This window comes from Streptomyces pseudogriseolus, assembly GCA_002154585.1.
GTDB lineage: Bacteria > Actinomycetota > Actinomycetes > Streptomycetales > Streptomycetaceae > Streptomyces > Streptomyces pseudogriseolus.
Genome location: MUNG01000127.1, coordinates 1 through 23,817, shown reverse-complemented (window position 1 = coordinate 23,817; position 23,817 = coordinate 1). Strand labels below are relative to the sequence as shown.

General features: G+C 74.2%; 16 protein-coding genes. 6 read left to right on the top strand and 10 right to left on the bottom strand.

The genetic code is table 11. The features are described from left to right. Positions 1-539: 539 nt before the first annotated feature. The gene (locus CCN29_RS13075; protein WP_086681919.1) at positions 540-2,129 is read right to left on the bottom strand and encodes an FAD-binding oxidoreductase; all 1,590 of its coding nucleotides are present in this window, start codon (positions 2,127-2,129) and stop codon (positions 540-542) included. Positions 2,130-2,226: 97 nt separating this feature from the next. Here CCN29_RS13075 and CCN29_RS13070 point away from each other — a divergent pair, with 97 nt between their 5' ends. Beyond that, complete coding sequence (locus CCN29_RS13070; RefSeq protein ID WP_086681916.1) at positions 2,227-2,835, top strand: TetR/AcrR family transcriptional regulator; 609 nt, start codon at positions 2,227-2,229, stop codon at positions 2,833-2,835. After that, entirely contained in the window at positions 2,832-4,394 is a 1,563-nt protein-coding gene (locus CCN29_RS13065) for a glycerol-3-phosphate dehydrogenase/oxidase (RefSeq protein WP_006131123.1), read from the top strand. Before CCN29_RS13070 ends, CCN29_RS13065 begins: the two co-directional genes overlap by 4 nt. 6 nt (positions 4,395-4,400) lie before the next feature. Here the strand turns inward: CCN29_RS13065 and CCN29_RS13060 are convergent, their stop codons facing one another. The 3 genes from CCN29_RS13060 to CCN29_RS13050 all read right to left on the bottom strand — a co-directional run bounded on the left by CCN29_RS13060 (position 4,401) and on the right by CCN29_RS13050 (position 9,763). Further along, positions 4,401-6,452, bottom strand: coding sequence for a discoidin domain-containing protein (locus tag CCN29_RS13060; protein WP_086681912.1), 2,052 nt, complete (start codon positions 6,450-6,452; stop codon positions 4,401-4,403). 169 nt (positions 6,453-6,621) lie between these two features. Further along, positions 6,622-9,288, bottom strand: a complete 2,667-nt coding sequence (locus CCN29_RS13055; RefSeq protein ID WP_086681909.1) for an NPCBM/NEW2 domain-containing protein — start codon at positions 9,286-9,288, stop codon at positions 6,622-6,624. 127 nt (positions 9,289-9,415) lie between these two features. Continuing rightward, entirely contained in the window at positions 9,416-9,763 is a 348-nt protein-coding gene (locus tag CCN29_RS13050) for a hypothetical protein (protein WP_006131126.1), read from the bottom strand. A gap of 128 nt (positions 9,764-9,891) precedes the next feature. On the opposite strand from CCN29_RS13050, the gene CCN29_RS13045 reads away from it, so the two are divergent. The 3 genes from CCN29_RS13045 to CCN29_RS13035 all read left to right on the top strand — a co-directional run bounded on the left by CCN29_RS13045 (position 9,892) and on the right by CCN29_RS13035 (position 13,386). After that, positions 9,892-10,722: a PP2C family protein-serine/threonine phosphatase gene (locus CCN29_RS13045; protein ID WP_006131127.1), complete on the top strand. Its 831-nt coding sequence runs from the start codon at positions 9,892-9,894 to the stop codon at positions 10,720-10,722. 61 nt (positions 10,723-10,783) lie between these two features. After that, a complete protein-coding gene (locus CCN29_RS13040) occupies positions 10,784-11,776 on the top strand; it encodes an MASE1 domain-containing protein (RefSeq protein WP_039986649.1) in 993 nt (330 codons plus the stop codon). A gap of 212 nt (positions 11,777-11,988) precedes the next feature. Next, complete coding sequence (locus tag CCN29_RS13035) at positions 11,989-13,386, top strand: hypothetical protein (RefSeq protein WP_086681907.1); 1,398 nt, start codon at positions 11,989-11,991, stop codon at positions 13,384-13,386. A 16-nt stretch (positions 13,387-13,402) separates the two neighbouring features. Here CCN29_RS13035 and CCN29_RS13030 read toward each other — a convergent pair whose 3' ends face one another. Then, positions 13,403-14,287 (bottom strand): L,D-transpeptidase family protein, encoded by an 885-nt coding sequence (locus CCN29_RS13030; protein WP_086681904.1) that lies wholly within the window; start codon positions 14,285-14,287, stop codon positions 13,403-13,405. 196 nt (positions 14,288-14,483) lie between these two features. Next, a complete protein-coding gene (locus CCN29_RS13025) occupies positions 14,484-17,864 on the bottom strand; it encodes a CARDB domain-containing protein (protein ID WP_086681902.1) in 3,381 nt (1,126 codons plus the stop codon). A 316-nt stretch (positions 17,865-18,180) separates the two neighbouring features. On the opposite strand from CCN29_RS13025, the gene CCN29_RS13020 reads away from it, so the two are divergent. Further along, positions 18,181-19,077: a hypothetical protein gene (locus CCN29_RS13020; RefSeq protein ID WP_086681899.1), complete on the top strand. Its 897-nt coding sequence runs from the start codon at positions 18,181-18,183 to the stop codon at positions 19,075-19,077. Positions 19,078-19,093: 16 nt separating this feature from the next. On the opposite strand, the gene CCN29_RS13015 is transcribed toward CCN29_RS13020, so the two are convergent. The 4 genes from CCN29_RS13015 to CCN29_RS13000 form a co-directional block, all read right to left on the bottom strand. Then, on the bottom strand, positions 19,094-20,989 hold the full coding sequence (locus CCN29_RS13015) for a DUF2264 domain-containing protein (RefSeq protein ID WP_086681896.1): 1,896 nt from the start codon (positions 20,987-20,989) through the stop codon (positions 19,094-19,096). Then, positions 20,986-22,008, bottom strand: a complete 1,023-nt coding sequence (locus tag CCN29_RS13010; protein WP_086681893.1) for a hydroxyacid dehydrogenase — start codon at positions 22,006-22,008, stop codon at positions 20,986-20,988. The genes CCN29_RS13015 and CCN29_RS13010 overlap by 4 nt, the downstream gene beginning before the upstream one ends. A gap of 28 nt (positions 22,009-22,036) precedes the next feature. Beyond that, positions 22,037-22,900: a carbohydrate ABC transporter permease gene (locus CCN29_RS13005; protein WP_031019246.1), complete on the bottom strand. Its 864-nt coding sequence runs from the start codon at positions 22,898-22,900 to the stop codon at positions 22,037-22,039. Next, positions 22,897-23,817: carbohydrate ABC transporter permease (locus tag CCN29_RS13000; RefSeq protein WP_107481695.1), on the bottom strand; the 921-nt coding region annotated here is incomplete at its 5' end. The genes CCN29_RS13005 and CCN29_RS13000, both read right to left, overlap by 4 nt.

The following is a 23,817-nucleotide window of genomic DNA, read 5'->3' as shown; positions in this document are numbered from 1 at the left end:
GTGGTGGGGTGGGCCGAGACGGGTGCGGACGGCACGGACGGTGTGGCGGGCGGGCGGCACGGCGGCCCGGACCGGGGTTGGTGTGGACGGTGGGGCACCGCCTGGGAGGGGCCGGAGGCCGGCATCCCGAGGCAGGCGTGACGGCGGACGCCAGCCGGCATACGCCCGGGCGGGTGGCGCGGTGACAGTGCCCTCCCGGGACGCCCCCGTGCCGGCGCCAGGCCGACATGGGCCACGAAGCCCGTGACCGCCGTACCGTTCCGCGACGGACACCCCCGCAGCGGAACGACGTACCGCCCACCGGACGGGTGACGCCGGCAGCCGGCACCCCACCCCGGGGGCGAGCGATACCGCCGGTGGCGCGGCTCCACCCGACACGCCCATGCCGGCGCCGGACCGACACCGGCAGCCGGTGTCCGGCGCACCCGCCCGCGACGGGCACCCCGGCCGCGGAGCGGCGTACCGCCCCCGGCGGGCCGGCACCGCACCCGAGTCGGACGGTCCGTTCCGGCGCCGGCGTCGCGTCCGCCCGCCGGGCCTCACTCGGCGGGCACCAGTACGCCCGGGTTGAGTACGCCCCGCGGGTCCAGTCGGTGCTTCACCGCGCGGAGCGCCTCCGTGCCGAGGGGGCCCGCCTCGCGGAGGTACCAGTCGCGGTGGTCGGTGCCGACGCCGTGGTGGTGGCTGATGGTGCCGCCCGCGGCGAGGATCGCCTCGTTGGCGGCGTGCTTCGCGCGCGTCCAGTGCGCCACGGGGTCCTCGCCCTGCGCGGACACCACCGTGAAGTACAGGGAGGCGCCGTTCTCGTAGACGTGGGAGATGTGGCACATGACCAGCGGCGGGGTGCCGGCCTCGGTGAGGGTGGCGGTGAGCGCGTCGCGGACGGCGGCGTACAGCCCGGGGAGGCGGGACCAGAACGTCGCCGTCTCCAGGGTCTCCGCGAAGGCGCCGGCGTCGAGGAGGGCGTCGCGCAGGTAGGGCGCCGCGTAGCGGCCGTGGGCCCAGCGCCGGCCGGGCTCCTCGCCGAGGGGTGTGCCGCCGCACTCCCGCAGGACGGCGGCGGCGCGCTCGCGCCGGTACGCCGTGTCCTCCTCGGTGCCCTCGTAGCCGGCGACGGCGGTGCAGCCGTCGGCCTTGAGCTCGCCGGAGCCGATCGCCTCGGGGTTGGCCAGGCCGACGAGGGTCTCGGTCTCGTCGGACAGGCGCAGCACGGTGGGCCGGGGTCCGTCCTGGGCGAGCCGGCGCAGGGCGGCGGCGCCCGCGTCGAAGCTGGGGAAGCTCCAGCCTTCGTAGGAGCGGGTCTGCGGCACCGGCCGGACGCGCACGGTCACGGAGGTGATGACGCCGAACGCGCCCTCCGAGCCGAGGAGGAGCTGGCGCAGGTCGGGTCCGGCGGCGGAGCGCGGGGCGCGGCCGGTGTCGAGGGTGCCCTCGGGGGTGGCGAGGGTGAGGGCGAGGACCATTTCGTCGAAGCGGCCGTAGCCGGCGGAGGCCTGCCCGCTGGAGCGGGTGGCGGCGAAGCCGCCGATGGTGGCCCACTCGTAGGACTGCGGGAAGTGGCCGAGGGTGAAGCCGTGTGCGGCGAGGAGCGCCTCGGCCTGGGGGGCGCGCAGGCCGGGCTGGAGGGTGGCGGTGCGGGAGACCGGGTCGAGGTCGAGCATGCGGTTCATGCGCCGCAGGTCGAGGGCGACGAAGGGGCCACGCGTCTCGGGGGCGAGTCCGCCGACGACGGAGGTGCCGCCGCCGAACGGGACGGCGGCCAGGCCGTGTGCGGCGCAGAGCCGGAGCACGGCCAGCACCTCGTCATGGGTGGCGGGCAGCAAGACGGCCGCGGGAAGTGCGGCGGCCAGGTCACCGTCGCGCATGCGCAGCAGGTCGGGGGTGGACTTGCCGCGGGTGTGCCGGACGCGGGTCTCGGCGTCGGTGCGGACATGGGCGTCGTCGCCGAGCGCGGCGGCCAGGGCGCGGTGCGCGTCGGGGGTGAGCGGGCTCGCGGGGACGGCGAGGTCCTCGAGGGCGACGGTCGCCGCCCCGCGCGGCTTGACGCCGAGCAGGTCGCGCAGCAGCCCGGTCACCGCGTCGGGCAGCGGGGCCGCCCGCTCGGGGTCGCCCCAGCCGCTCCAGAGCATGTCCCTGTCTGTCGTCCTCATGGGTCGTCCGTCCTGACGGGTCGGAAAAGAGCGATGCCGTCGCCCGACGGCCTCACCTGGCGTTACACTGTGACACATGACGCCTATTCGTCACAACGGCTCGACAGGTTCGGACAACGACGCGGTGCTCGACGCGGTGCGCGACTGCGTGCTCGCCGTCGGGGTCCGCCGCACCACGCTCACCGACGTGGCCCGCCGCGCCGGCGTGTCCCGCATGACGCTGTACCGGCGCTGGCCCGACGTGCGGTCGCTGGTCGGCGATCTGATGACCCGGGAGTGGATCGCGGTGGCCACCGGGGCCATGCCCGAGCGCAGACCGGACGTGACCGCGCGCGGGCTGCTCACCGAGGGACTGGTGGACGCGGTGCGGGACTTCGTCGCCCATCCGCTCTTCCGCAAGATTGTCGACGTCGACCCCGAACTGCTCCTCCCCTACGTCCTGGACCGCCGCGGCGCAAGCCAGGAGGCGCTCCTGGAGCTGCTGGCCGGCGTGCTGCGCGAGGGGCACGCCGACGGCTCGGTGCGCCGCGCGCCGGTCGAACGGCAGGCGCGCTCGGTGCTGTTGATCGTGCAGTCCTTCACCCTGTCCCTGCGGACCATGACCGACGAGGACGACCCCGAGCTGTCCGCCGAGGCGTTCCTCGGCGAGCTGCGCGGCATCCTGGAGAGGACCCTCACGCCATGACCCCCCTCAGCGGCTCGTCCCTGTCCGCCGCCCGGCGCGCCCGCGACCTGGCCGACGCGGCGACCTCCGCCGTGGACGTGCTGGTCGTCGGCCTCGGCGTGACCGGCGCGGGCGTCGCCCTGGACGCCGCGGCGCGCGGACTGCGGGTGGCGGCGGTCGACGCCCACGACCTGGCGTTCGGCACCTCCCGCTTCAGCAGCAAGCTGGTCCACGGCGGGCTGCGCTACCTGGCCTCCGGGCGGCTCGACGTCGCCCACGAGAGCGCGGTGGAGCGCGGGATCCTGATGGAGCGCACGGCGCCGCATCTGGTCCACGCCCAGCCGTTCGTCCTGCCGTTGACGCCGCTGGTGTCGCGCGGGCAGGCCGCTCTGGCGCGGGCCGGGTTCCACGCCGGGGACACGCTGCGCCTGGCCGCGCGCACGGCGCGGGCCACGCTCCCGGCGCCGCGCCGGCTGTCCGCGGTGGAGACCCGCCGTCTCGCGCCCGCGCTGCGGCCGGCGGGGCTGCGCGGCGGGCTGCTGTCGTGGGACGGCCGGCTCACCGACGACGCCCGGCTGGTGACCGCCCTGGCCCGTACGGCCGCCGGGCGCGGCGCGCGGGTCCTCACCCGGGTCCGGGCGCTGGAGCTGACCGCCGCTGGCGCCCGGGTCCGTGACGAACTCACCGGCGAGGAGGGCGAGATCCGCGCCCGCGCGGTGGTCAACGCCGCCGGGGTGTGGGCGGGCGGCCTCGTCGACGGGGTCCGTATCCGCCCCTCCCGCGGCACGCACCTGGTGCTGCGCCCGGAGAGCCTCGGCCCGCTGACGGCGGGACTGCACATCCCCGTGCCCGGCGAGACCAGCCGCTTCGTGCTGGTCCTCCCCCAGGACGACGGCCGGGTGTACGTCGGGCTCACGGACGAGCCCGTGGACGGCGACATCCCCGACGTCACCGAGCCGCCGGAGACGGACATCGGCTTCCTCCTGGACGTCCTCTGCTCGGTCCTGCACGTGCCGGTGCGCCGCGACGACGTGGTGGGCGCGTTCGCCGGGCTGCGGCCCCTGCTGGACACCACGCCCGAGCACGCGGACGCCCCGCCCCGGACCGCCGACATCTCCCGGCGGCACGCCGTGCTGACCTCGCCGGACGGCGTCGTGACGGTGGTGGGCGGCAAGCTGACCACCTACCGGCGCATGGCGGAGGACGCGGTCGACGCGGCCGTACGGCTCCGGGGTCTGGCCGCCGGACCGTCCCGCACGGCGTCGCTGCCCCTGGTGGGCGCGGCGGCGCCGCACGTCCTCGCCGGGCTGCCCGTGCCGCGCCGCCTGGTGTGCCGCCACGGCACCGAGGCGCCGGCGGTGCTGGCCCTGGCCGAGCGGGACCCCCGCCTCGCCGAGCCGGTGCTGCCCGGGTATCCGGTCACCGGCGCGGAGGTGCTGTGGGCGGTGCGGCACGAGGGCGCGCTGGACGCGGAGGACGTCCTGGACCGCCGCACCCGCATCGGCCTGGTCCCGGCGGACCGGGAGGCGGCGTCGGACGCGGTGCGGGCACTCCTGGACGGGGCGGCGGCGGGAGGCTGACGCGGGTCAGCGCGCGTGGACGCCGACCTCGTGCAGCGAGTAGCCGTACCGGGTGCCGCGGGTCAGGCCGACGACGCGCACGTGCCGTGCCTCGGCCGGCGGGAACACGGCCGTGTCCAGCCCGCCGTCGCCATCCGTGGTGGACCGGACGGTGCGCCAGTTCGTGCCGTCGGCGGACACGTCCACGCGGTAGGACGTCGCGTAGGCCCGTTCCCAGTCGAGGGTGACGCGGCCGATCCGGTGGACGGCGCCGAGGTCGAGGCGCAGCCACTGGCCGTCGCTCCGGTCGCTGGCCCAGCGGGTGCCCCGGTCCCCGTCGACGGCCCGGGCGGGCGCGTAGCTGGTGACCGGGTTCCACTCGGCGGAGGAGGCCGTGGCGTGGGCGCCCCGGGCGAGGTTCGCCGCCGGGCGGTGCGCTTCGGTCGCGCCCCAGGTGGTGAGGTAGGACTCGGCGCCGCGGAAGAGGTCGTCCACGACGTGCTGTCCGCCGACGCGCCGGATGTCCTCGATCCAGTCGGGCACGAGACCGTAGTGCGCGGCCCCGTCGGTGTTCAGGTCCCAGGTGCGCCGCCCGGTGGTCTGCCGGTCGAGGACGGAGCCGCCGTCGACGCTACGGAAGGGGTAGGTGACGGGGTTGGGCGCGTCGGCGCCGCGCGGGGCGGGCCAGCCGCCGACGCCGTTCATGTCGGTGCCGAAGCCGTAGCCGACGCCGTACCGGTCGCGCAGCGCCTCGGTGCGTCCGGCCTCGGCGACGAACTGCTCGGAGCCGTTCATGTACTGGGCGGTGAACCCGCCGAGCCGGTAGACGCGTTCGGTCCAGTCGAGGTCCATCCAGCTGTGCGAGGACAGGACGCCCGGGTAGGACGCGGAGTCGAACAGGTCGAGGACCCGGCCGGCGGTCTTGACGCTCATGTGGTCGATCTCGAGCATCATGTGGCGCTTCATCATCCCGCGCACGGCGTACTCGCCCAGTTCGGTCAGCCCGCGCACGTTGCACCGGGCGTCCGCGTCGTAGGAGGGGACCTCCACGCCCGCGGGCAGGCGCCGCTCGGCGGCGGGGGCGGAGGCGAGGCCGACGGGGTTGTCGTGCTGCGGGCCGGTGCACGGCTCGGTGCGCCAGAAGGTGCCGGTGGACAGGAACTGCCCGACGTTGACGGCCGTGCCGAGCACCCCGGAGTCGAAGCGCACGCCGCACAGCGCGTTGTCGAACTTGTGGCACAGGAACATGCTGCGCACGCCCAGGTCGTACAGCTCGTCGAGGCCCGCGTCGATGTCGTCCCGGTCGCACTGAGCGACGTCCAGGATCTGCTTGCAGCCGAAGGGCTCCGAGGTCTCGACGCCCAGGACGACGGCCAGTTTGCCCTGCTCGATCACCTCACGCGCCTGCGCGCTGTCGGCGACGATCCGGAACCATCCCTTTCCCGGCCCGCCGTACATGGCGTCGACGTAATCCTGCATCTCGTAGGTGAGGCGGGCCTGGAGCCGGATGGAGGTCATCTCGTCGCAGCTACGGTCCTTGAAGAAGTACACCGAGCAGATCACGCCGTTGGTGACCAGGTCGTTGACCAGCACGCGCTGGCCGGCGCGCCAGGCGCGCTCGATCCAGGCGTAGTAGTTCTGCTGGTGGGTGAGCGAGTCGTGCGCGGGCCAGTCGGCGAAGGTGGGCCAGCCGACCGGGTCGTGGCGGCCGTCGCCGCCGTTGGTGAGGAAGTCGAAGACGGCGAGGGAGCCGTCGGGATAGTGCTCGGGGCAGTCCTTGAGCGCGTCGGCGACCCCCTTCGCGGAGAACGGCCTGCCGCAGATGAGCCGGCCGCCGAAGGCCTCGTTGGCCATGATGTGGTCGTGCGCGTCGACGAACCCGCGCACCCTGCCCGCGGAGTCGGTGCCCCGGAACGGCTCGCCGGTGACTCCGATGCGCGAGTCCGGCGCGGGCCGGGCGACCGGGTCCCACCAGCCGCCGCCGGCCGCGGAGCTGGACGTCGGCGTGAGCGCGGCGGCCAGGACGAGGAGGAGCAGCGTCACGATGCCGGCGTGGCGTCCGGCGCGAGAGGTGGTCATCGGCGGGTCCCTCCGTCGACGGAGCGGCCACGACCGACCTTGTCATGACCTCTGCAACCCCCTCGGGGAGCATCGCCACTCGCGCGTACGGCGTCAAGGGCCCGCGCACGCCGGTGCGGGAAGGCGGGGTCCACGGGCGCCGCGCCCGTGGACCCCTGCCCGGTCGCCGCTACGGCACGAGCCGCGCGTCCGCCCAGTCGGCGTGGTCGGAGTCCACCCCGTCCCCGCCGTCCAGCACGCGCAGGGTCAACTGCCGTACGCCGGTGACGTCCACGTCGAGGGAGAAGGCCGGGTCGGAGCCGTCGAGCACGCCGGTGGTGAGCAGGCTCCGGCCGTCGCCGAGGACTTCGAAGGCCACGGAGCCCTTAACGCCCACCTCGTCGTCGACGCCGACCTCGGCCGTGAACCGCCGGTGTCCGCCGTCGAGTTCGACGACCACCTCACCGGCCGCGTGCATCCCGAGGCCCTTGTCGTACACGGTGCCCGCCAGTGTGAGCGGGCCCCCGTCGCCGGGGTCGGTCTCGCCGTTGGACCCGTCCCGTTCCACCGGCCCCCACCCGTTGCTCGCGGAGGTGAACGGCAGGTCGCTCACGTAGGTGACGCCCGGCTCCGGCACGAACACCCGCACCGGGCGCTCCACTTCGAGCACCCCGGCACCCGGCCGGTCCGGTGCGCGGTACTCGGCGCGCACGGTCAGGTCGTAGCCGCCGGGGCGCACCCCGGACGGCACCCGCACGGTCCAGTCGCCCGACAGGGCCCGGCCCGTGGGGAGTTCGGCGGCCGTGGGGGCGTCGCCGTCGACGGTCCATCCGTCGGGGACGTCGAGCGTGAGACGGACGTCGGTGGCCGGCCCGGACGTCTCCACGGCGAACCGGCCGGTGACGGCGGCGGTGCCGCCGGGCTCCGCCTCCGCGCGCGCCGGATCGGTGGTGAGCGCGGTCAGCGGCAGCCGGGTCACCGGCTCGTCGCAGGTGTCGCGTCCGGGCGTGGCCCGGCAGAACTGCCCGGCGAAACCGCCGCGTTCGGCCGTCGGCACCGTGAGGGCGTCCCGGCGGGTGACGACGTGCCGTTCGCGCAGCAGAGCGCCGTCCTCGCCGTCCCGCACGACCTCCGCCAGCCAGCGCCCGCCGCCCAGGAAGTCCAGCGGCACCCGCTCCGTCGCCGCCGCACCGGCGTGGACGGAGCCCAGGAACCACCGGTCGCCGTGGCGCCGGGCGAACGTCGCGCTCTCGCCCGGCCGCCCGGACAGCAGCCGCGTCTCGTCCCACACCGTCGGCACCTGCTCCAGGAACCGGGCCAGCTCCGGGCGCTCGCGGTAGGCGGCGAGGGATCCGGCGAAGTTCTGGAAGCCGGACTCGAACACCACCGACAGCGCCAGTTCGGCCGCGTCGGAGACGGTACGGGTGCCGAACTGGAAGCCCATCGGCGTGTAGTCCATCGAGCCGGCCACGTTGCGCGTGTACGGCAGCGCCGTCAGCGCCGGCGCGGGCACGTTGCCCTGCTCGGCGCCGTACACCGCCTCCAGGCTCATCACGTGCGGCCAGGTCCGCTGGACGCCCTTGGGGAGGGTCGCGCCGTGGAAGTTGACCAGCAGCCGGTACCGGGCGGTGTCCTCGAGGATGTCGTCGTACCAGCGGAAGCGCTCCTGGGAGTCGGAGTCCATGAAGTCGATCTTCAGTCCGGCCGCGCCCCACTCCTTGACGCGGGGCAGGAACTCGGCGCGCTCGGCCGCCGTGTCGAGGTCGGTGTAGTGCACCCACAGCAGGACGTCGACGCCCCGCTCCCGGGCGTACGCGATCAGCTCGGGCATCCAGTCGGTGGTCTTCCAGCCGTCGTCGACCAGGGTGTACGGCCAGCCGTGGGCCGCGGCCAGGTCGACGAAGCGCTGCTGGGCGGCGAGGTCGCGCTGGGCGGGGCCGAAGCCGTCCAGCCAGGACCAGGCGACCTTGCCGGGCCGGATCCAGGACATGTCGGCGATGCGCGAGGCGGGGGCGAGGTCGTCGACGAGGGTGGACTCGGTGACGGTGGCGAGGTCGCCGACGACGGCCGTGCGCCAGGGTGTGGCCAGCGGGCCCTCGGACGTCACCGCCGGGTCGGCCAGGCGCACGGTGTAGCGCCCGTCGCCCTCGTGGACCAGCCGGCTCGCGTCGTAACGGCCGTCCACGTCCGACTCGGTGAGCAGCGTGTAGGTGTCGCCGGTCCGGAACAGCGCCGGGTAGGCGTAGGCGCCGGGGGCCGCGCCCGCCGCGGTGGCCGGGGCGTACAGGCGCTCGTAGTTGACCGAGTACGGCGTGAGCCAGGCCCGCGCGTCGGCGGGCGGCCGGAACGCGGACGCCTCCCGCTCGACGGTGACCGTGCCGGAGCCGGGCAGGACGTAGCGGTAGGCGACGCCGTCGTCCGCGACCCGGACCACCAGGCCGAGCCGGGCGCCGTCCCGGCCGGTGAAGGTGAACCGGGTCTCCGTCATGCGCGCGGTGCGGCGGAGCTGTTTGCCGGTGGTCATGGAGTACCGCTCGGTCACCTGGCGCGTGTGCCGGGACTCCGCGCGCAGACCCGAGGTGAGGTCGGCGGCGGAGGTGACGATGCCGAGGGGCGCCGGTTCGAGCACCGTGACGGCGCCCTTGCGGGCGGTCAGGGTGAGGGTGCCGTCCGCGGGATCGAGGCGGACGACGGCCGTGACGCCGTCCCGTGGCGCGCCGGGCTCACGCACGGTCCAGGCGCCGCCGGGAGCGGCGGCCCGCGCGGGCACGGTGAGCGTGGTGAGGGCGAGCGCGGCGGAGAGCAGCAGGACGAGCAGGGCGGGAAGGAGCGTCGGGCGCGGTATGCCTGGCGACATGCGCGACGGTCTGGGCACGGGGGCCTCCGTCCAAGAGGTGACATCGTTGTCGGTCTTGGTTCGGGGTCAACCCTTCCCACTCACCCGTGTCTCAACCACCACCCGTCACACGGCGGTTGGCCGCAGGTCAGGACGTACCGCGCTCGTAGTGCAGCGAGATGGAGCGCAGGACGTCGGCGGACGAGACGTCGGTGCGGCCCTCGTCGTGGATCTCGGCGAGCTGGACGAACGCGAAGGTGAGCGCGGAGGTGATCTGCACGATCGCCGGGCCGAGCTTCTCGGTGACGATCTCCGCCACCTCGCGGGCGCCGGCGTCGGCCGGGAGCGGGATGCGCGGCAGCATGTCCTCGAGGAGCCCGGCCACGGCGCTGTCGGCGGTCACGTCGGCGTCCGGGTCGGCGCGCAGGCGGCGGCGCATCTCCAGGGCCTCCGTGAGGATGCCGACGCACCGCTGCATGATCTCCCGCTGTTCCATGCGGCCATGCCTTTACACCGACTGGCCCGGCCAAACGCGATCTGCCTATCATCTCGGTGAGTGCGGCTTTCCTGCGGTTCGTCCCCGCCGGGGGCGGCCCGGAGTGTCCCCGCCCGAGTGAGTGATCCATGTCCCGCACCGGCCCCCAGGACCACGGCGACGAGCTGCTGACCAGGCTCGGGACGCTGACGGCCCAGGCGCGTGCGGCGGCGGAGGTGCAGCGCTCCCGGGTGGAGCTGGCCGTCGCCCTGCAACGCGGGATGCTGCCGAGGGGACTGCCCGAGGCCGACGGTGTACGGCTGGCGGTGCGGTACGTGCCCGCCAACCAGGGGCTCAACGTGGGCGGTGACTGGTACGACGCCTTCACCATGCCCGACGGCCGGATCGGGCTGTCGATCGGCGACGTGCAGGGACACAACATCGAGGCGGCCGCCTTCATGGGGCAGGTGCGGGTCGGACTGCGCGCGCTCGCCTCCGTGGACAGCGACCCGGGCGAACTCCTCGCGCGGACGAACGAACTGCTGATGACGCTGGGCGGGGACCTGTTCGCGACCTGCACCTTCCTGCGGCTGGACCCGGAGACCCGGCTGCTGGAGAGTGCCCGCGCCGGTCATCTGCCGTGCGTGTGGGCCACGGCCGACGGCCGCTCCGGCCTGACGGAGGACGAGGGCGGTCCGCCGCTGGGCGTGCAGTCCGGGGCGGATTTCCCGGTGACGCGGTACCGGCTGGACTCCGGCGGGGTGTTCGTGATGGTCACCGACGGGGTGGTGGAGGGCCCGTCGATGCACTTGGACGAGGGGATGGACCAGGTGGCGCGGCTCGCGGGCGTCGCGGCGGTCGCGCGGATGGACGTGGACGCGCTCGCCGCCGCCCTGATCAAGGGGGCGACCGAGGTGGGACATGACGACGACGCGGCGGTCCTGGTGATCGGGCACGACGAGCCGGCCGGTCAGCCATAGGGCCGACAGCGCCGCGCCTCTCACCTCGCCGTCGGGGCCGCCTCGGTGTCTGATGGCAGGTGTGGTGGCTCGCCAGGATCTCCGTGCACCGGCCCTCGTCGTGCTTCAGGCGCTGGCCGTCGCCGCCTGCTACTACGCCGGGGGCCGGCTCGGGCTGCTGTACGAACTGCGGATGAACGGCTCGGTGGTGTCGCCCATCTGGCCGCCGACCGGCATCGCCGTCGCGTCCCTGCTGCTGCTCGGGCCGCGCGTCTGGCCGGGCATCGCCCTGGGCGCCCTGCTGGTGGTCGCCCACCTCACCTCGCTGCAACCCGTCTCGCCGGGCACGGTGTTCGGCAACACCGCGGCGCCCCTGTGCGCGTACCTGCTGCTCCGGGCGGCCGGGTTCCGCACCGACCTCGCCCGATTACGGGACTGTCTGAGCCTCGTGTTCCTCGGCGGCTTCGCCGCCATGCTGGTCAGCTCCACGATCGGCGCCGGGCTGCTCGTCCTCTCCGGCGACGTGCCGGCCGGCCGCTTCTGGTCGGTGTGGCTGCCCTGGTGGGTGGGTGACGCGATGGGGGTGCTGCTCATCGCCCCGGTGCTGCTGGTGCTGCCCCGGGTGCGCTCCCCCGTCCACTGGTTCCGCTGGAAGGAAGGGGTGGCCCTGGCCGTCGTCACAGCCGCCCTGGTGCCGTTCGCCACCTACACCCCGGGCAGTCTGCTCTTCTCCGTCTACCCGCTGCTGATCTGGGCGGCCCTGCGGTTCGAGCTGCCCGGCAGCATCCTGTGCGCCCTGTTCGCCTCCGTCCTGGCCACCGGGGCGGCGACCGGGCGGAGGGGTCCCTTCGATGATCTGCCGGACACGGAGATCATGATCAACCTGCATGCCTTCAACGCGGCGGCGGCCCTGACGGCCCTTCTGCTGTCGGCGGTGATCACCGAGCAGCACCACACCCGGCGCTCGGTGGAGCAGGCGTGCCGGGAACTGGTGCAGGTGCTGGAGCATCTGACGGCGGGCGAACCCGCCCCGCGGGTACGGCCGCAGCGGGAGGAAAGCCGCGACGAGAGCTGAACGACGGAGGCGAACCGGCGGCGCCCGCGGGTGCGTCGCGGCAGAACAGTATGAACGCAACCGCTCCGCCCGTGGTCCTCGGCGGCCGGCGTTCCTAGCATCGCCGCCCGTGCGCAGCAACGCGCCGCCGAACCAGGAGCCGCACCGTGAACAGATTCCGTCCTGCCCTCCGTCTCCCCCGCTCCCCCCGCCCGCCGCGTTCCCGCCGGCGGGTGGCGGGCCTGCTGCTCGCCGGGACGCTGGCCGGCGCCCTCGCCCCGGCTCCGGCCGCGCAGGCCCAGGACACCGGGCCCCGGCCGGCCGGCTGTCCCGCCGGACTGCCGGCCGGCGCCTCCTGCTGGACCGGCACGGACGCGAACGGCGCCCACTACGCCATCGCGGTACCCGAGCGGTGGAACGGCGGGCTCGTCGTGCACGCCCACGGCGGCCCCGACCTGGGCGACGCCTCGGACCCGGCGCGCAGCGTCGAGGACCTGGGGCGCTGGCGGGTGATGGTGGACCAGGGCTACGCGTGGGCCGGGTCGTCGTACCGCAGGGGCGGCTACGGCACCCGGATGGCCGCGGCGGACACCGAGAACGTCCGGCGGCTCTTCGTCGAGAAGTTCGGCGAGCCGGGGCGGACGTACGTGCACGGCCAGTCGTGGGGCGGCGACGTGGCCGCCAAGGTCGTCGAGACCTACGCCGGCAAGGGCGGGCCGTACGACGGGGCGCTGCTCACCAACGGCGTGCTGGGCGGCGGTTCGCGCGGCTACGACTACCGCGTCGACCTGCGCGTGGTCTACCAGTACTACTGCGCCAACCTGCCCCGGCCCGAGGAGCCGCAGTACCCGCTGTGGCAAGGGCTGCGCCGCGGCTCGACGCTGACCTCGGCGGGGCTGCGCGCCCGGCTCCAGGAGTGCACCGGGTACGCGTCGTCGCCCGGGGAGCGCACCGCCCTCCAGCAGCGCAACCTGGACGACATCCTGAACGTCACCGGGATCCCGGAGCGGACGCTGGAGTCGCACCTGCGTTTCTCGGTGTTCACGTTCCGGGACATCGTGCACGAGCGGCTGGACGGCCGTAACCCGTTCTCGAACCGCGGGGTGCGGTACTCCGGTTCGCACGACGACAAGGCGCTCAACGCGGGCGTGGAGCGGTTCTCCGCCGATCCGGCGGCGGTGCGCGACCTGTCGTACGACAGCGACCTCACCGGGCGGGTGGCGATCCCGGTGCTGACCCTGCACGCCACGGACGACCCGACCGCGTTCGTCGAGCACGAGGCGGCCTACCGCGACACGCTGCGGGGCGCGGGCCGCGACCGGTGGCTGGTGCAGACGTTCACCGGCGAGCACGAGCACTCCGCGCTGAGCGACGCCGAGTACGCCACGTCGCTCGCGGCGCTGGACCGCTGGGCGCGCACCGGGCAGCGGCCCACGCCGCGTTCGGTCGCCGCGTCCTGCCCCGCGTTCGACGAGGTGTACGGCACCGGCTGCTTCTACGACCCCGGGTTCCGCCCGGCGCCGTACGCGTCGCGGGTGCGGCCCCGCCCGGGCGGCACGTCCTGGCCGGCGATGTCGGCCGCGCAGGAGCAGGCGTGGAGCCGCGTCCCCGGGGTCGGCATCGCGCCGTGACGTGCCGGGGCGGCGGTCACTCGCGCAGGGAGGCGGCGTCGCCCATGACGACCACCGGGTGCAGCGCGGGGTCGAGGGCGCGCAGCAGGTCCCGCATGTGCTGCTCGCTCAGGCTCACGCAGCCCTGGGTGGGGCCGTCGTGGTCGACGTGCAGCCAGATGCCGCCGCCCCGGTCGGCGCCCAGCGGCCGGGTCAGGTCCAGCGGGGAGGTGCCGGGTACGCGGTTGTAGTCGATGGCGACGACGTAGTCGAAGGACCCCTCCAGGGGCTCGCCCTCGAATCCGGTGCCGCTGACGGCGAAGCCGTCCGACCGGTCGTAGGGCAGCCGGGTGCCGGGGTCGGGGAGCAGTCCGCCGGCGTCGGTGAGGGTGTAGACCCCGATGGGTGAGCGCAGGTCGCCGGCCCAGTGGTCGTCGGTCCAGCCGCGCAGCGCGTTGCGGGCGGGCCAGACCGGGCCGGCCTCCCAGCCGGTCCCGGTGTGCCGGTACAGCACCGCCTGGGAGCGGTTGGCGTCCCGGTCGCGTCCGGTGACCACGACCACCTGGCGGGCGGTGGCCGGGATCCAGGCGCGGGTGCGGGGGCCGAGGCCGGGGATCGCGGCGGGCGCCTCGGTGGCCGGACGGCCCTGCGCGGTGCCGGTCGCTCCGGGTGCGCCGGCCGCCGGGGCGGTCGCGGACGGGTGCTCGCGCGCGGTGCCGCCGGTGGCGGCGGGGTCGTCCCGGGCGCCGGTGCCGCTGCCCGTCCCGCACCCGGCGAAGGCGGCGAGGGCGGCAAGGACGAGGAGGACGACGGCCCGCAGCCACACCCCGGTACGGAGGCGGACGGGTCCGGCGGACGGCCGCCGGGCGGCGCCGGACCCGGCGCGGGGCGCGCGGTCCGGGCGGTCGGTCGATGAAGCCATGGACTCAGCGTGACTTCGTCTCCCCGCGATCGCCTCGGCTCCCCGCGCGCGTCTGCGCGAAGTCCCCCGTCTGCGCCGCCCGCGACCGGCGCCGCCCGCAGCGGGGCGCCTTCCGGCAAGGGCCCGTACGGGTGACGGGCCCGCACCCTCGCGTGGGGTGCGGGCCCGCCGGACGGAGCAATCGGCGTGTGAACGCCTACCGGTTGACGACGAAGGTGGAGCCGGGTTCGATGCGTACGTCGCCTTCCGCCGATCCGGTGATGGTGACGTTCGTCAGGGTGGCGCTGCCCCGGGCCCCGCTCATGGCGAGGATGCCGGAGCCGTTGTTGGACCTGCTGATGGTCACGTCCGAGATCCGCACGTCCGGCATGGCGCCGCCGCCGGTCTTGAACTGGATGCCGTCGTACGTCGAGTCGTGGATGTCGGTGTCGCGGATGACCACGCCGGGGATGTCGGGGCCCTGGGCGAACAGGGTGATGGCGCCGAACTCCTGGTCCTCGTTCCAGAAGGCGCCGCCGGTGCGGTACAGCCCGTTGCCGGCGATCAGGGTCTGGCCGGAGAACGGCGTGGGGTCGTGGTCGGTGGCCAGCATGATGCCCGGGTAGTTCATGGTGTCGTACACGAGGTTGTTCTCGATCGTGTTGCCGTACCCGCCGTAGACCGCGATGCCGTTGGCGCGCCAGGGCAGTTGGACGGTGTTGTTGCGGAAGTGATTGTCGTGGCCGATGTCGGTCGCGGGGTTCTTGACGTACTTGCTGGACCACACGGCGAGGGCGTCGTCGCCGGTGTTGCGGAACGAGGAGTTCTGGACGGTGGAGTCGTGGCTGCCGTTGGTGAGGTTGATGCCGTCCGCGTAGGTGTTGCGGATCCGCATGCCGGTGAACTCCAGTCCGTCGGCCGGGTTCCACAGCTCGGGGATGTTGGAGTAGTCGCGGCCGGCCCAGACGCCGACGTTGGCGTGCTCGATCCACACGTTGCTGATCCGGGTGTTCTTGCCGAAGCGCCCGTTGAGGCCGACGCCGCCCTCGGCGCCCCCGTCGCCGCCCCGGATGGTGCCGGAGCCGAAGATGGCGAGGTCGGAGATCGCGGTGTTGTCGTCGATGTCGAAGCCGAAGTTGCCCTCGTGCGGGTGGTTGATGCCGCCCGCCTGGTGCGGGGGCGTCAGGGTGTAGAGCTGGGAGTGCCACATGCCGGCGCCCCGCACGGTGACGTCGCGGATCCCGACCTGGTTGAACTGGCCGCGGTCCAGCGGGTCGTCGGTGAGGATCTTCTGCTCCTGGCGCCACTGCCCGGCCGGGATCCACACGCAGCCGATCTCGCCGCGCTGGTCGGCGGTGACCGCCCGCTGGATGGCGGCCGTGTCGTCGATGCCGTCGTTGGGGACGGCGCCGTACTCGGTGACGGAGACGCACCCGGCGGGCCGCTCGGCGGGCGGGGCCACCTGCTCCAGGTCGATCAGGTCGACGACGTAGAAGGCGGCGGTGTCGTCGGCGTCGCGCTGGAGCCGGAACACGGTGCCCGCCGGGTAGCTGCCGTCGAGCAGCGCGTGGGACTCGTCGAACAGGCGGCGCGCGTCCGCCTGGGGGGTGTTGGTGAGTCCCTCCGGGTCGTCGGTCCTGCCGTACAGCCAGCTGTGCTTGGAGCTGAGTCCGAGCTTGCGCACGAACGTGCCGTCGGCGTAGAGGCTGAGGGTGGCCTCGGTGCCGCCGCCGCCCGGGGCGTCGGGGATGGAGTTGCGCACGACGATCGAGTTGGCCGCGTTGACCGAGGTGAACTCCACGTACTGGCCGGTGGAGTCGAACCGGACGGAGCTGCGGCCGGAGGACTCGGTGCCGAAGTTGGTGTGCCCGAAGGTGCGTTGCGCGTCGGCGGTGAGCAGGGTGCCCCGGTAGGCGCCGTCCTCCGCCTCGTACTCGGTGTACGGGACGGCGGCGCCGCGGCCGACGACGAGGGAGCGGGTGAGGACGTTGTTGTCCTCGTCGGTCTCGGCGACCGTGCCGGTGGCGTCCGCGGTGGCGGTGAGGACGGCGGGGCCCTCGGTGGCGGTCCAGGTGCCGGTGAGCGCGACCTCGGCGGTGGCGCCGGCGGCGATCGCGCCGGTGGTTCCGTCGAGGGTGCGTCCGGCCACGGTGAGCCGGGTGACCGAGCCGGCGGCGGGTGAGGTGCCCCGGTTGTGCACGGAGACGGTGAACGACACCGGCGCGCCGGCGGCGGGCGTGGCCGGGCTGGTGCGGATCGCGGTGACCTCCAGGTCCGGCCCCGGGGACTGGGCGACGGTCAGCCGGTCGGAGGCGGTCCGGCTGTTGTTGGTCTCGTCCAGCTCGGGGACGGTGTCGGTGGGGTCGGCCACGGCGGACACGGTGTAACTGCCCCGGGCTCGTGTGCCCGCGTTCACGGACACGGTGGCGGAGGCGCCCGGTTCGAGCGCGCCGACGGGGGCGCTGCCCACGACGGCGCCCTCCAGGCTGACGTCCAGGGTGGTCGCGGCGGACGGCGCGGTGCCGGCGTTGCGCATGGTGGCGCGGACGGTGACGGGGTCGGTCTCGGTGGGGGCGGCGGGGGTCCAGTCGAGGGTGGTGACGGTCAGGTCGGGGTTGGGCGCGGCCGTGCCCCGTACCTCCAGCTCGGCGACCTGGGCGCCGTAACCGGCCGAGTTGTGACCGAACCTCAGCTGCACGTCGGCGACGCGTCCGGTGACCGGGACGGTGACGGTGTTGCCGTTGCCGGCCGGGTCGAAGGTGTGGTCGGCGCGGGCCTTCAGCGTGGTGTACGTGCCGGACGAGCTGTCGCGTCCGAGGATCTCGATGCTCTGGGTGCGCCGTTCCCACGCCGCGTCCGGGTTCAGCTTGACGACGACGGCGGTGAGGTCGGCCTCGGCGCCGAGGTGCACGGTCAGGGTGGCGGGGTGACCGGCCGACTCCCAGTAGGTGTCGAGCCGCCCGTCGTTGGCGTTGGCCGCCACGAAGGAGTGAATCGTGGAGGACGCCTCGACCGGTTTGCCGCGCGCCAGATCGGTCCCGTCGGCCGGTGGCTGCTCCGGTTCCCCTCCCCCGTCCGCGCCGTACACCTCGATCGCGGACAGCTGGGCGGCGTTCCAGCCGGTGTTGGCGGTGACGCGGACCTTCAGGTGGCGTACGTCGCGCGCCGGGAAGGTGAGCGTGACGGTGTTGGCCCGGTCGGGATCGAAGCGGTGGGCGGCCGAGGCGGACAGCGCGGTGAACGACGAGCCGTCGGTGCTGCCCTCCACGGCGAGGGTCTGGGTGCGTGCCTCCCAGGCGGCCGGCAGCTTCAGCACGACCTCGTCGACCCGGACGGCGCCGCCCAGGTCGACCCGCACGGACTGCGGGAAGGAGCCCAAGGGGCCCTCCCAATAAGTGAGTTGGCTGCCGTCGGTCAGGTGGGTCGCGGGGTACTCGGGATGGGACCCGGTGGCCGTGACGCTTCTGCCGAGCGCCAGGTCGGGTCCGCGGACCGCCTGCGCGGCGGCTCCGGCCGTACCGGGTGAGAGACCGGCGGCGACCAGGCCGGCCAGGAGCAGGCCGGTGATCGTACGCAGGCCGAAACGCGTGCGTCTCATGAAGTCCTCGTTCCACGGCGGGTGTCGGGGGCGTACGGCCACCCGGGCAGCCCGATGCCCCTGCCGTGGATTGCCGACGCCTGATGCGATATTTGCGGGACGTCGTTCATTTCTTGCGGCTCTCGCTTTGAAGTTTCCGGCTCGCGCATCACTTGTCAATGGCGTGGACACGGCATCCGGAAGAGAACGGGGGCATCTCGCGCCTCACGGGCGTCAACCGCGCACCTCTCGGGAGTCCGCGGAGGAGAAACGGTCAACCCCGCCCGGCCGTACCATGACTGGCCACCGGCAGACCACACGACGAAAGGACACCCACATGTCCGACCACTCGACCGTCGCCACCGATCTCACCTCGCAGTACGTCGCCCAGGTCGCGAACGACCTCGAGCGCAACGCCAAGGAGCAGGAGCGGGTCGGCGCGGAGATCGCCGAGTTGCAGGGGCAGTTGGCCGCGCTGCGGCGCGACCGCGCCCTGCTGGTGAAGATGCAGCAGGCGCTGGAGCTCGCGGCGGCGCCCGCCGTGGCCGCGGACGACACCGAGGGCGCCTCCACCGCGGACGTCACCGAGGAAGCCGGGGACGCCGGAGCCACTGAGGCGGCAACGGTCGGCGAACCCCCCGCCGTCACCGAGACCTCGGAGGAGACCTCAGTGTCCGGTCGCGCGACCGTGCCCGCGCCGCGCAGCCGTGGCGGCGTCAGGTCCGGTGCGCGGAAGCCGAAGCGGGAGCGGAAGAAGGTGACCGCCGGGGGCGCGGCCAAGAGCAGGCCCGCGTCCTCCACGAAGACGGCGGGCGCGTCGAAGCCCGGCGGCCCGGCGATGGCCGCCGGCGCCAAGGCCGCGCGCAAGCCGGCCACCTCCGCGTCCGAGTCCGCGGGGAAGGCGTCGGCGGAAAAGGCGTCGGCGGCGAAGGCCCCGCGCAAGGCGCCGGCGAAGGCGGCCCAGCCGGACCGGGGCGACGCGCCGAAGCTCGTCGACCTGGTCCGCGGTCACCTGGCCGAGCAGAAGGAGCCGCGCTCGGCGGCGGAGATCGCGGCGGCGCTGGACCAGGCGCATCCCGGACGCACCGTCAAGGTCACGGTGATCCGCTCCACCCTGGAGGGCCTCGTCGCACGCAACCAGGCCCAGCGCAGCAAGCAGGGCACCTCGGTGTTCTACACCGCGCCCGAAGGCGGCGCGCCGGCCCCGGAGTCCGCGGCGGACGCCCGGTCCTGAGTCCGGCGGGCCGCGTTCAGGGACGCGTGTGCCGCACCTCCGGCGGCTCGAACGAGACACGGGTGCGGGAGCCGTCCCGCGTCCAGGTCAGCTCCACGGTCCCGCCGTCCACGCGCACGTCGGTCACCGCCCGCTCCAGCGGCGGGGCGTCCGGGCCGGTGGTGAGGCACGCCAGGGCGACATGCACGGTGGTGCCCCCGCAGCCGCCGGTCAGGCGGGGCACGCGGGCCCAGGGGGTCCAGGCGGTGCCCTGCGGTGCGGGGACCGGCTCCGGGGCCGGGTCGTCCCAGCCGTACAGGCCGTGCAGGGCGGAGACCGTCGGCTCCTCGGGTCCGGTGGCCCAGCCGGTGAGGGTGACCCGCGATCCGGGCGGCGCCCCCACCACGCGGTGCACACGCAGTTCCAGGCTGCCGAGCGCGACCGTGACGCTCTCGGCCCTCAGACCCGGCACCATCGGCGGGCCCGCGACGAACACGGGCCGGTGCCACGAGGCGGCCCAGCCCCAGCCGTCGCCGTGCCCCGCACCCAAAGGGTGGATGCGGCGGCGCACACTCGCCCGGCCGTTCACCTCCACCGACAGGTGGTTGTCGGCCGCGTTCGCCCGCGCGGTGGGTCCGGTGCGGGTGGAGTAGGCCAGGCGGCCGTAGTGCGGGTCGTCGGCTGCCGACTCGCCCTCGTGCGGCCGTACATGGTCGCTGCCGTGGTTGTGCAGCCGTACGGTGCCGTCGGCGCGGGTGGCCTGGAGGAGCAGGCCGGGTCCGGGCAGGGACAGCACCCGGTCGGCCTCCTCCACCGGGGCGGGCTCCTCGGTGTCCGTCCACAGGGCGTGGTCCGCGGGCGCGAGCAGCGCGACGAACGCCTTCGACGCCCAGTACGGCGACGCGGGACCGGAGTACTCCTGGAGGCTCGCCTCGTGCGGGCCGTACCAGCCGAGGGACAGCAGTCCTTCGGAGGTGAGCGCGCCCCGGTCGAGGAAGTGGCGCAGGGCGCCGCTCGCGATGCGTCGCGAGGCGCCCGGCGTCAGCGGGGTGTGGCCGGTGACCGCACCCAGCGAGACGGCGGCGGAGGCGGCGAAGCGGTACGTCAGCGAGCGGCCGAAGTGCAGCGGGGCGCCGTCCGCGCCGAACATCAAAGACAGGCCGTCGAGATGGGCGCGGAGGCGGCCGCCGTGGTGGGCGAGGGCGTCGGCGTCACCGGCGAGGTGGGCGTCGAGGACCGGGTACAGGTGGAGGGCCCAGCCGTTGTAGTGGTCGAAGGCGCGTCCGTCGCCGTCGGCGTACCAGCCGTCGCCGCGGTACCAGCTCTCCAGCAGGTCCCGCGCCCGCTCCCGCGCGGCGGCGGTCTCGGCGTCGCCCCGGCCCACGGAGTCGAGGAACCCGGCGACGGTGTACGGGAAGAGGTACCAGTTGTTCGGGGCGGGGGTGTGCCTGAGCGCGCCCCGCAGCCACGCCTCGGCGCGGTCCTGCACGGCCGGGTCGAGTTTCTCCCACAGCCAGGGCGCGGTGAGGCGCAGGCCGAGGGCGACGGACGCGGACTCGACCATGGGCTGGCCCTGGACGTCGACGTCGAGGATCTCGGGCCAGGACTCGGTGTCGTCGCGGCCGGGGGTGCGGGTGCCGGCGGCGAGCCCGTCGGCGTACCGCTCCAGCAGGTGGTGGGGGTCGTCGCCGTGGGCGCCCGCGACGCGGAAGGCGGCGGCGAGGAACGTCCTGGCGTAGCCCTCGAGGCCGTCGGAGCGCACTCCCGACCGGGAGGGGCGGCCGGGCAGGTGCAGCAGGGCGCCGCCGGGGGTGGCCCGGCGCCAGGCGGCCGTGAGCAGCCCGTCCGCCACCGCCTCCCAGTGGGGGCGGGTGTAGCCGGTGCGGGGGCTCAGGGTGTGGTCGTCGGCGGGCAGGTCGAACGGGATGCTCATGCGAGGAAGGCCAGCCTTTCGCGTCGGACGGGGTGCAGGAAGCCCTCTCCGGAGACCCAGCGGGCGACCTCGGAGACGGCGGTGTCGGCGAGCCGGCGCCATTCGTTGCCCTGCGAGCCGGCGAGGTGCGGGGTGATCAGGACGTGCTCGCAGTCCCACAGGGGGTGGTCGGGCGGCAGGACTTCGGGGTCGGTCACGTCGAGCACGGCGCGGACGCGGCCGGCCAGGGCGGCGTCGGTGAGCGCGTCCTGGTCGAGGACGGCGCCGCGCGCGGTGTTGATGAGCACGGCGCCGGGCCGCATGGAGTCGACCAGTTCACGGGAGACCAGCCCGCGGGTCTCGGGCAGCAGCGGGGTGTGGACGCTGACGGTGTCGCCGAGCCGGAACAGCTCCGCGAGTCCGACCGGGCGGACGCCGAGCCGGGCCGCCTCGGCCTCGTCGACGTACGGGTCGTGCAGCAGGACGTCGATGTCGTGCGGGCGGAGCAGCTCGATCACGCGGCGGCCGATGAGGGACGCGGAGAGGATGCCGACGGTGCGGCGGTGGTTGCCGACCGTGCGGGGGGTGCGCAGCCAGTCCGCGCGGGTGCGGGCGGCGCGGTACGCGCGGGCGCTCTCCAGCACCTGTTTGCCGGTCAGGAGGATCATGGCGAGGGTGTACTCGGCGACCGGCAGGGCGTTGGCCGCGGCGGCGGAGGACACCTCGACGCCGCGGTCCCAGCAGGCGTCGGTGACATGGCCGCGGACGCTGCCGGCGGTGTGCACGACGGCCCTCAGCCGGGGCGCCGCCAGCAGCACGTCGTCGTCCAGGGGCGGGCAGCCCCAGCCGGTGATCAGCAGCTCGCGGTCGGCGAGCACGGCGCGGGCGGCGGGGGTGGTGAGGTCCTCCAGCACCGTCGGGGCGAGGTCGCACAGGGCGTCGAGGGCGGCGCGCGACTCGGGGTCGAGGACGGCCGCGGCGACGTCCGGGGACATGGCGAGGGCGGCGCGGGGACGGGGGCCGGGCGTGGGCTCGGTCATGCGGTGCGGTGACTCCTTGCGTGGGCGTTCACTTCACGGCGCCGGCGGTCAGACCGCTGCGCCAGAAGCGCTGGAGCAGGACGAAGGCCAGGATCAGCGGCACCACGGCCAGCAGCGATCCCATGATGACCACCGGGTAGTACTCGGGTGACACCGACGCGGAGCTGTTCCACGTGTACAGACCGAGGCTGACGGGATACAGGTCCTGGTCGGAGAGCATCACCATGGGCAGGAAGAAGTTGTTCCAGATGGCGGTGAGCTGGAACAGGAAGACGGTCACCAGGCCGGGCCCGAGCATCCGCAGCGCGACCCGGGCGTACATGGTGAGTTCGCCGGCGCCGTCGATGCGGGCGGCCTCCAGGACCTCGTCGGGGACGTAGCCCTGGCTGAAGACGCGGCCGAGGTAGACGCCGAACGGGTTGAACAGGACCGGGACGAACACCGCCCAGAAGGTGTTGACCAGGCCGGCCTCGGAGGCCATCAGGTACAGCGGCAGGGCGAGCACGGTCTGCGGCACCATCACGGCGGCGAGGACCAGCCCGAACAGCTTCTCCTTGTGCCGGAAGCGGTACTTGTCGAAGGCGTAGCCGCAGGCGACGCTCACCAGCGCGCCGACGGCGGCGCCGAGCACCGCGTACAGCAGGCTGTTGACGTACCAGCGTCCGTACAGGCCGCCGTCCATGGCGAACAGGTCGGTCAGGTTCCGGCCGAAGGAGAAGCCGTCCAGGGAGAGCAGGTCGCTGCCGAAGAGGGCGTCGCGGTTCTTGGACGCGGCGAGCACCAGCCACAGCACGGGCAGCAGGGTGTAGAGGACGGAGATCGCGACGACGGCGTTGACGGTGGCCCGGCCGAGCAGGCGGGGGCGCGGCAGGGTGGAGCCGGTGGCGCTCATCGGGCCTCCTCGGCGGCGGAGTCGCGGCTGGTGAGGCGGGTGACGCCGTAGGAGAGGGCGACGGTGCACAGCAGGAGGATCACCGAGGCGGCCGCGGCGAGGCTGTAGTTGTTGCGGGTGAAGGCCGCGTCGTAGATGTACATGCTGGGCGAGAAACGGGAGTTGATCATCGGGGAGGACTGGCTGAGCAGCATCGGCTCGGTGAACAGCTGGAGCGCCCAGATGAGGGTGAACATGGCGACCATCACGACGGAGGCCCGCACCAGCGGCGTCTTCACCTGGAGCGCGGTGCGCACGGGTCCGGCGCCGTCGACGACAGCGGCCTCGATCACCTCGCGGGGCACGGCCTGGAGGGCGGCGTAGAAGACCACCATGTTGTAGCCGAGGTTGCTCCACAGGGCGATGTTGACGATGGACGGCAGGACGGTGTGGACGCCGAGGAAGTCGACGGTGACGTCGGCGCGGGCGAAGAGGTCGATGACCGGGCTGATGCCGGGGGTGTAGAGGTACAGCCAGATCAGGGCGGCGATGATGCCGGGCACGGCGTGCGGCAGGAACAGCCCGAGCTGGGCGAAGGCGCGCAGGCGTGCCACACCGGAGTCGAGCAGCAGGGCGAGCAGGAGCGCGCCGACGACCATGAGCGGCAGGTAGATCAGGCAGTACAGGGCGACGGTGCCGAGTCCGCCGAGGAAGGTGGGGTCGGTGAGGACGGCGGCGTAGCTGCGCAGTCCGACGAAGACGGTGCGTTCGGGGCCGAAGCCGAGGCCGGGCTGGTCGTCGCTGTAGAAGCTGAGGTAGGCGGCGGTGCCGACGGGGATCAGGAAGACGGTGGTCAGCAGCAGGAAGAAGGGGGCCATCAGCACGCCGGCGGCGCCCAGCCTGCGGCGCCGGGCAGTGCGGCGGGTGCGGGCGGAGGG

Coding starts and splice junctions, on each gene's coding strand:
- CCN29_RS13075 (WP_086681919.1), bottom strand. CDS start 2,129: ATGCTCTGGAGCGGCTGGGGCGACCCCGAGCGGGCGGCCCCGCTGCCC.
- CCN29_RS13070 (WP_086681916.1), top strand. CDS start 2,227: ATGACGCCTATTCGTCACAACGGCTCGACAGGTTCGGACAACGACGCG.
- CCN29_RS13065 (WP_006131123.1), top strand. CDS start 2,832: ATGACCCCCCTCAGCGGCTCGTCCCTGTCCGCCGCCCGGCGCGCCCGC.
- CCN29_RS13060 (WP_086681912.1), bottom strand. CDS start 6,452: ATGACCACCTCTCGCGCCGGACGCCACGCCGGCATCGTGACGCTGCTC.
- CCN29_RS13055 (WP_086681909.1), bottom strand. CDS start 9,288: ATGTCGCCAGGCATACCGCGCCCGACGCTCCTTCCCGCCCTGCTCGTC.
- CCN29_RS13050 (WP_006131126.1), bottom strand. CDS start 9,763: ATGGAACAGCGGGAGATCATGCAGCGGTGCGTCGGCATCCTCACGGAG.
- CCN29_RS13045 (WP_006131127.1), top strand. CDS start 9,892: ATGTCCCGCACCGGCCCCCAGGACCACGGCGACGAGCTGCTGACCAGG.
- CCN29_RS13030 (WP_086681904.1), bottom strand. CDS start 14,287: ATGGCTTCATCGACCGACCGCCCGGACCGCGCGCCCCGCGCCGGGTCC.
- CCN29_RS13025 (WP_086681902.1), bottom strand. CDS start 17,864: ATGAGACGCACGCGTTTCGGCCTGCGTACGATCACCGGCCTGCTCCTG.
- CCN29_RS13020 (WP_086681899.1), top strand. CDS start 18,181: ATGTCCGACCACTCGACCGTCGCCACCGATCTCACCTCGCAGTACGTC.
- CCN29_RS13015 (WP_086681896.1), bottom strand. CDS start 20,989: ATGAGCATCCCGTTCGACCTGCCCGCCGACGACCACACCCTGAGCCCC.
- CCN29_RS13010 (WP_086681893.1), bottom strand. CDS start 22,008: ATGACCGAGCCCACGCCCGGCCCCCGTCCCCGCGCCGCCCTCGCCATG.
- CCN29_RS13005 (WP_031019246.1), bottom strand. CDS start 22,900: ATGAGCGCCACCGGCTCCACCCTGCCGCGCCCCCGCCTGCTCGGCCGG.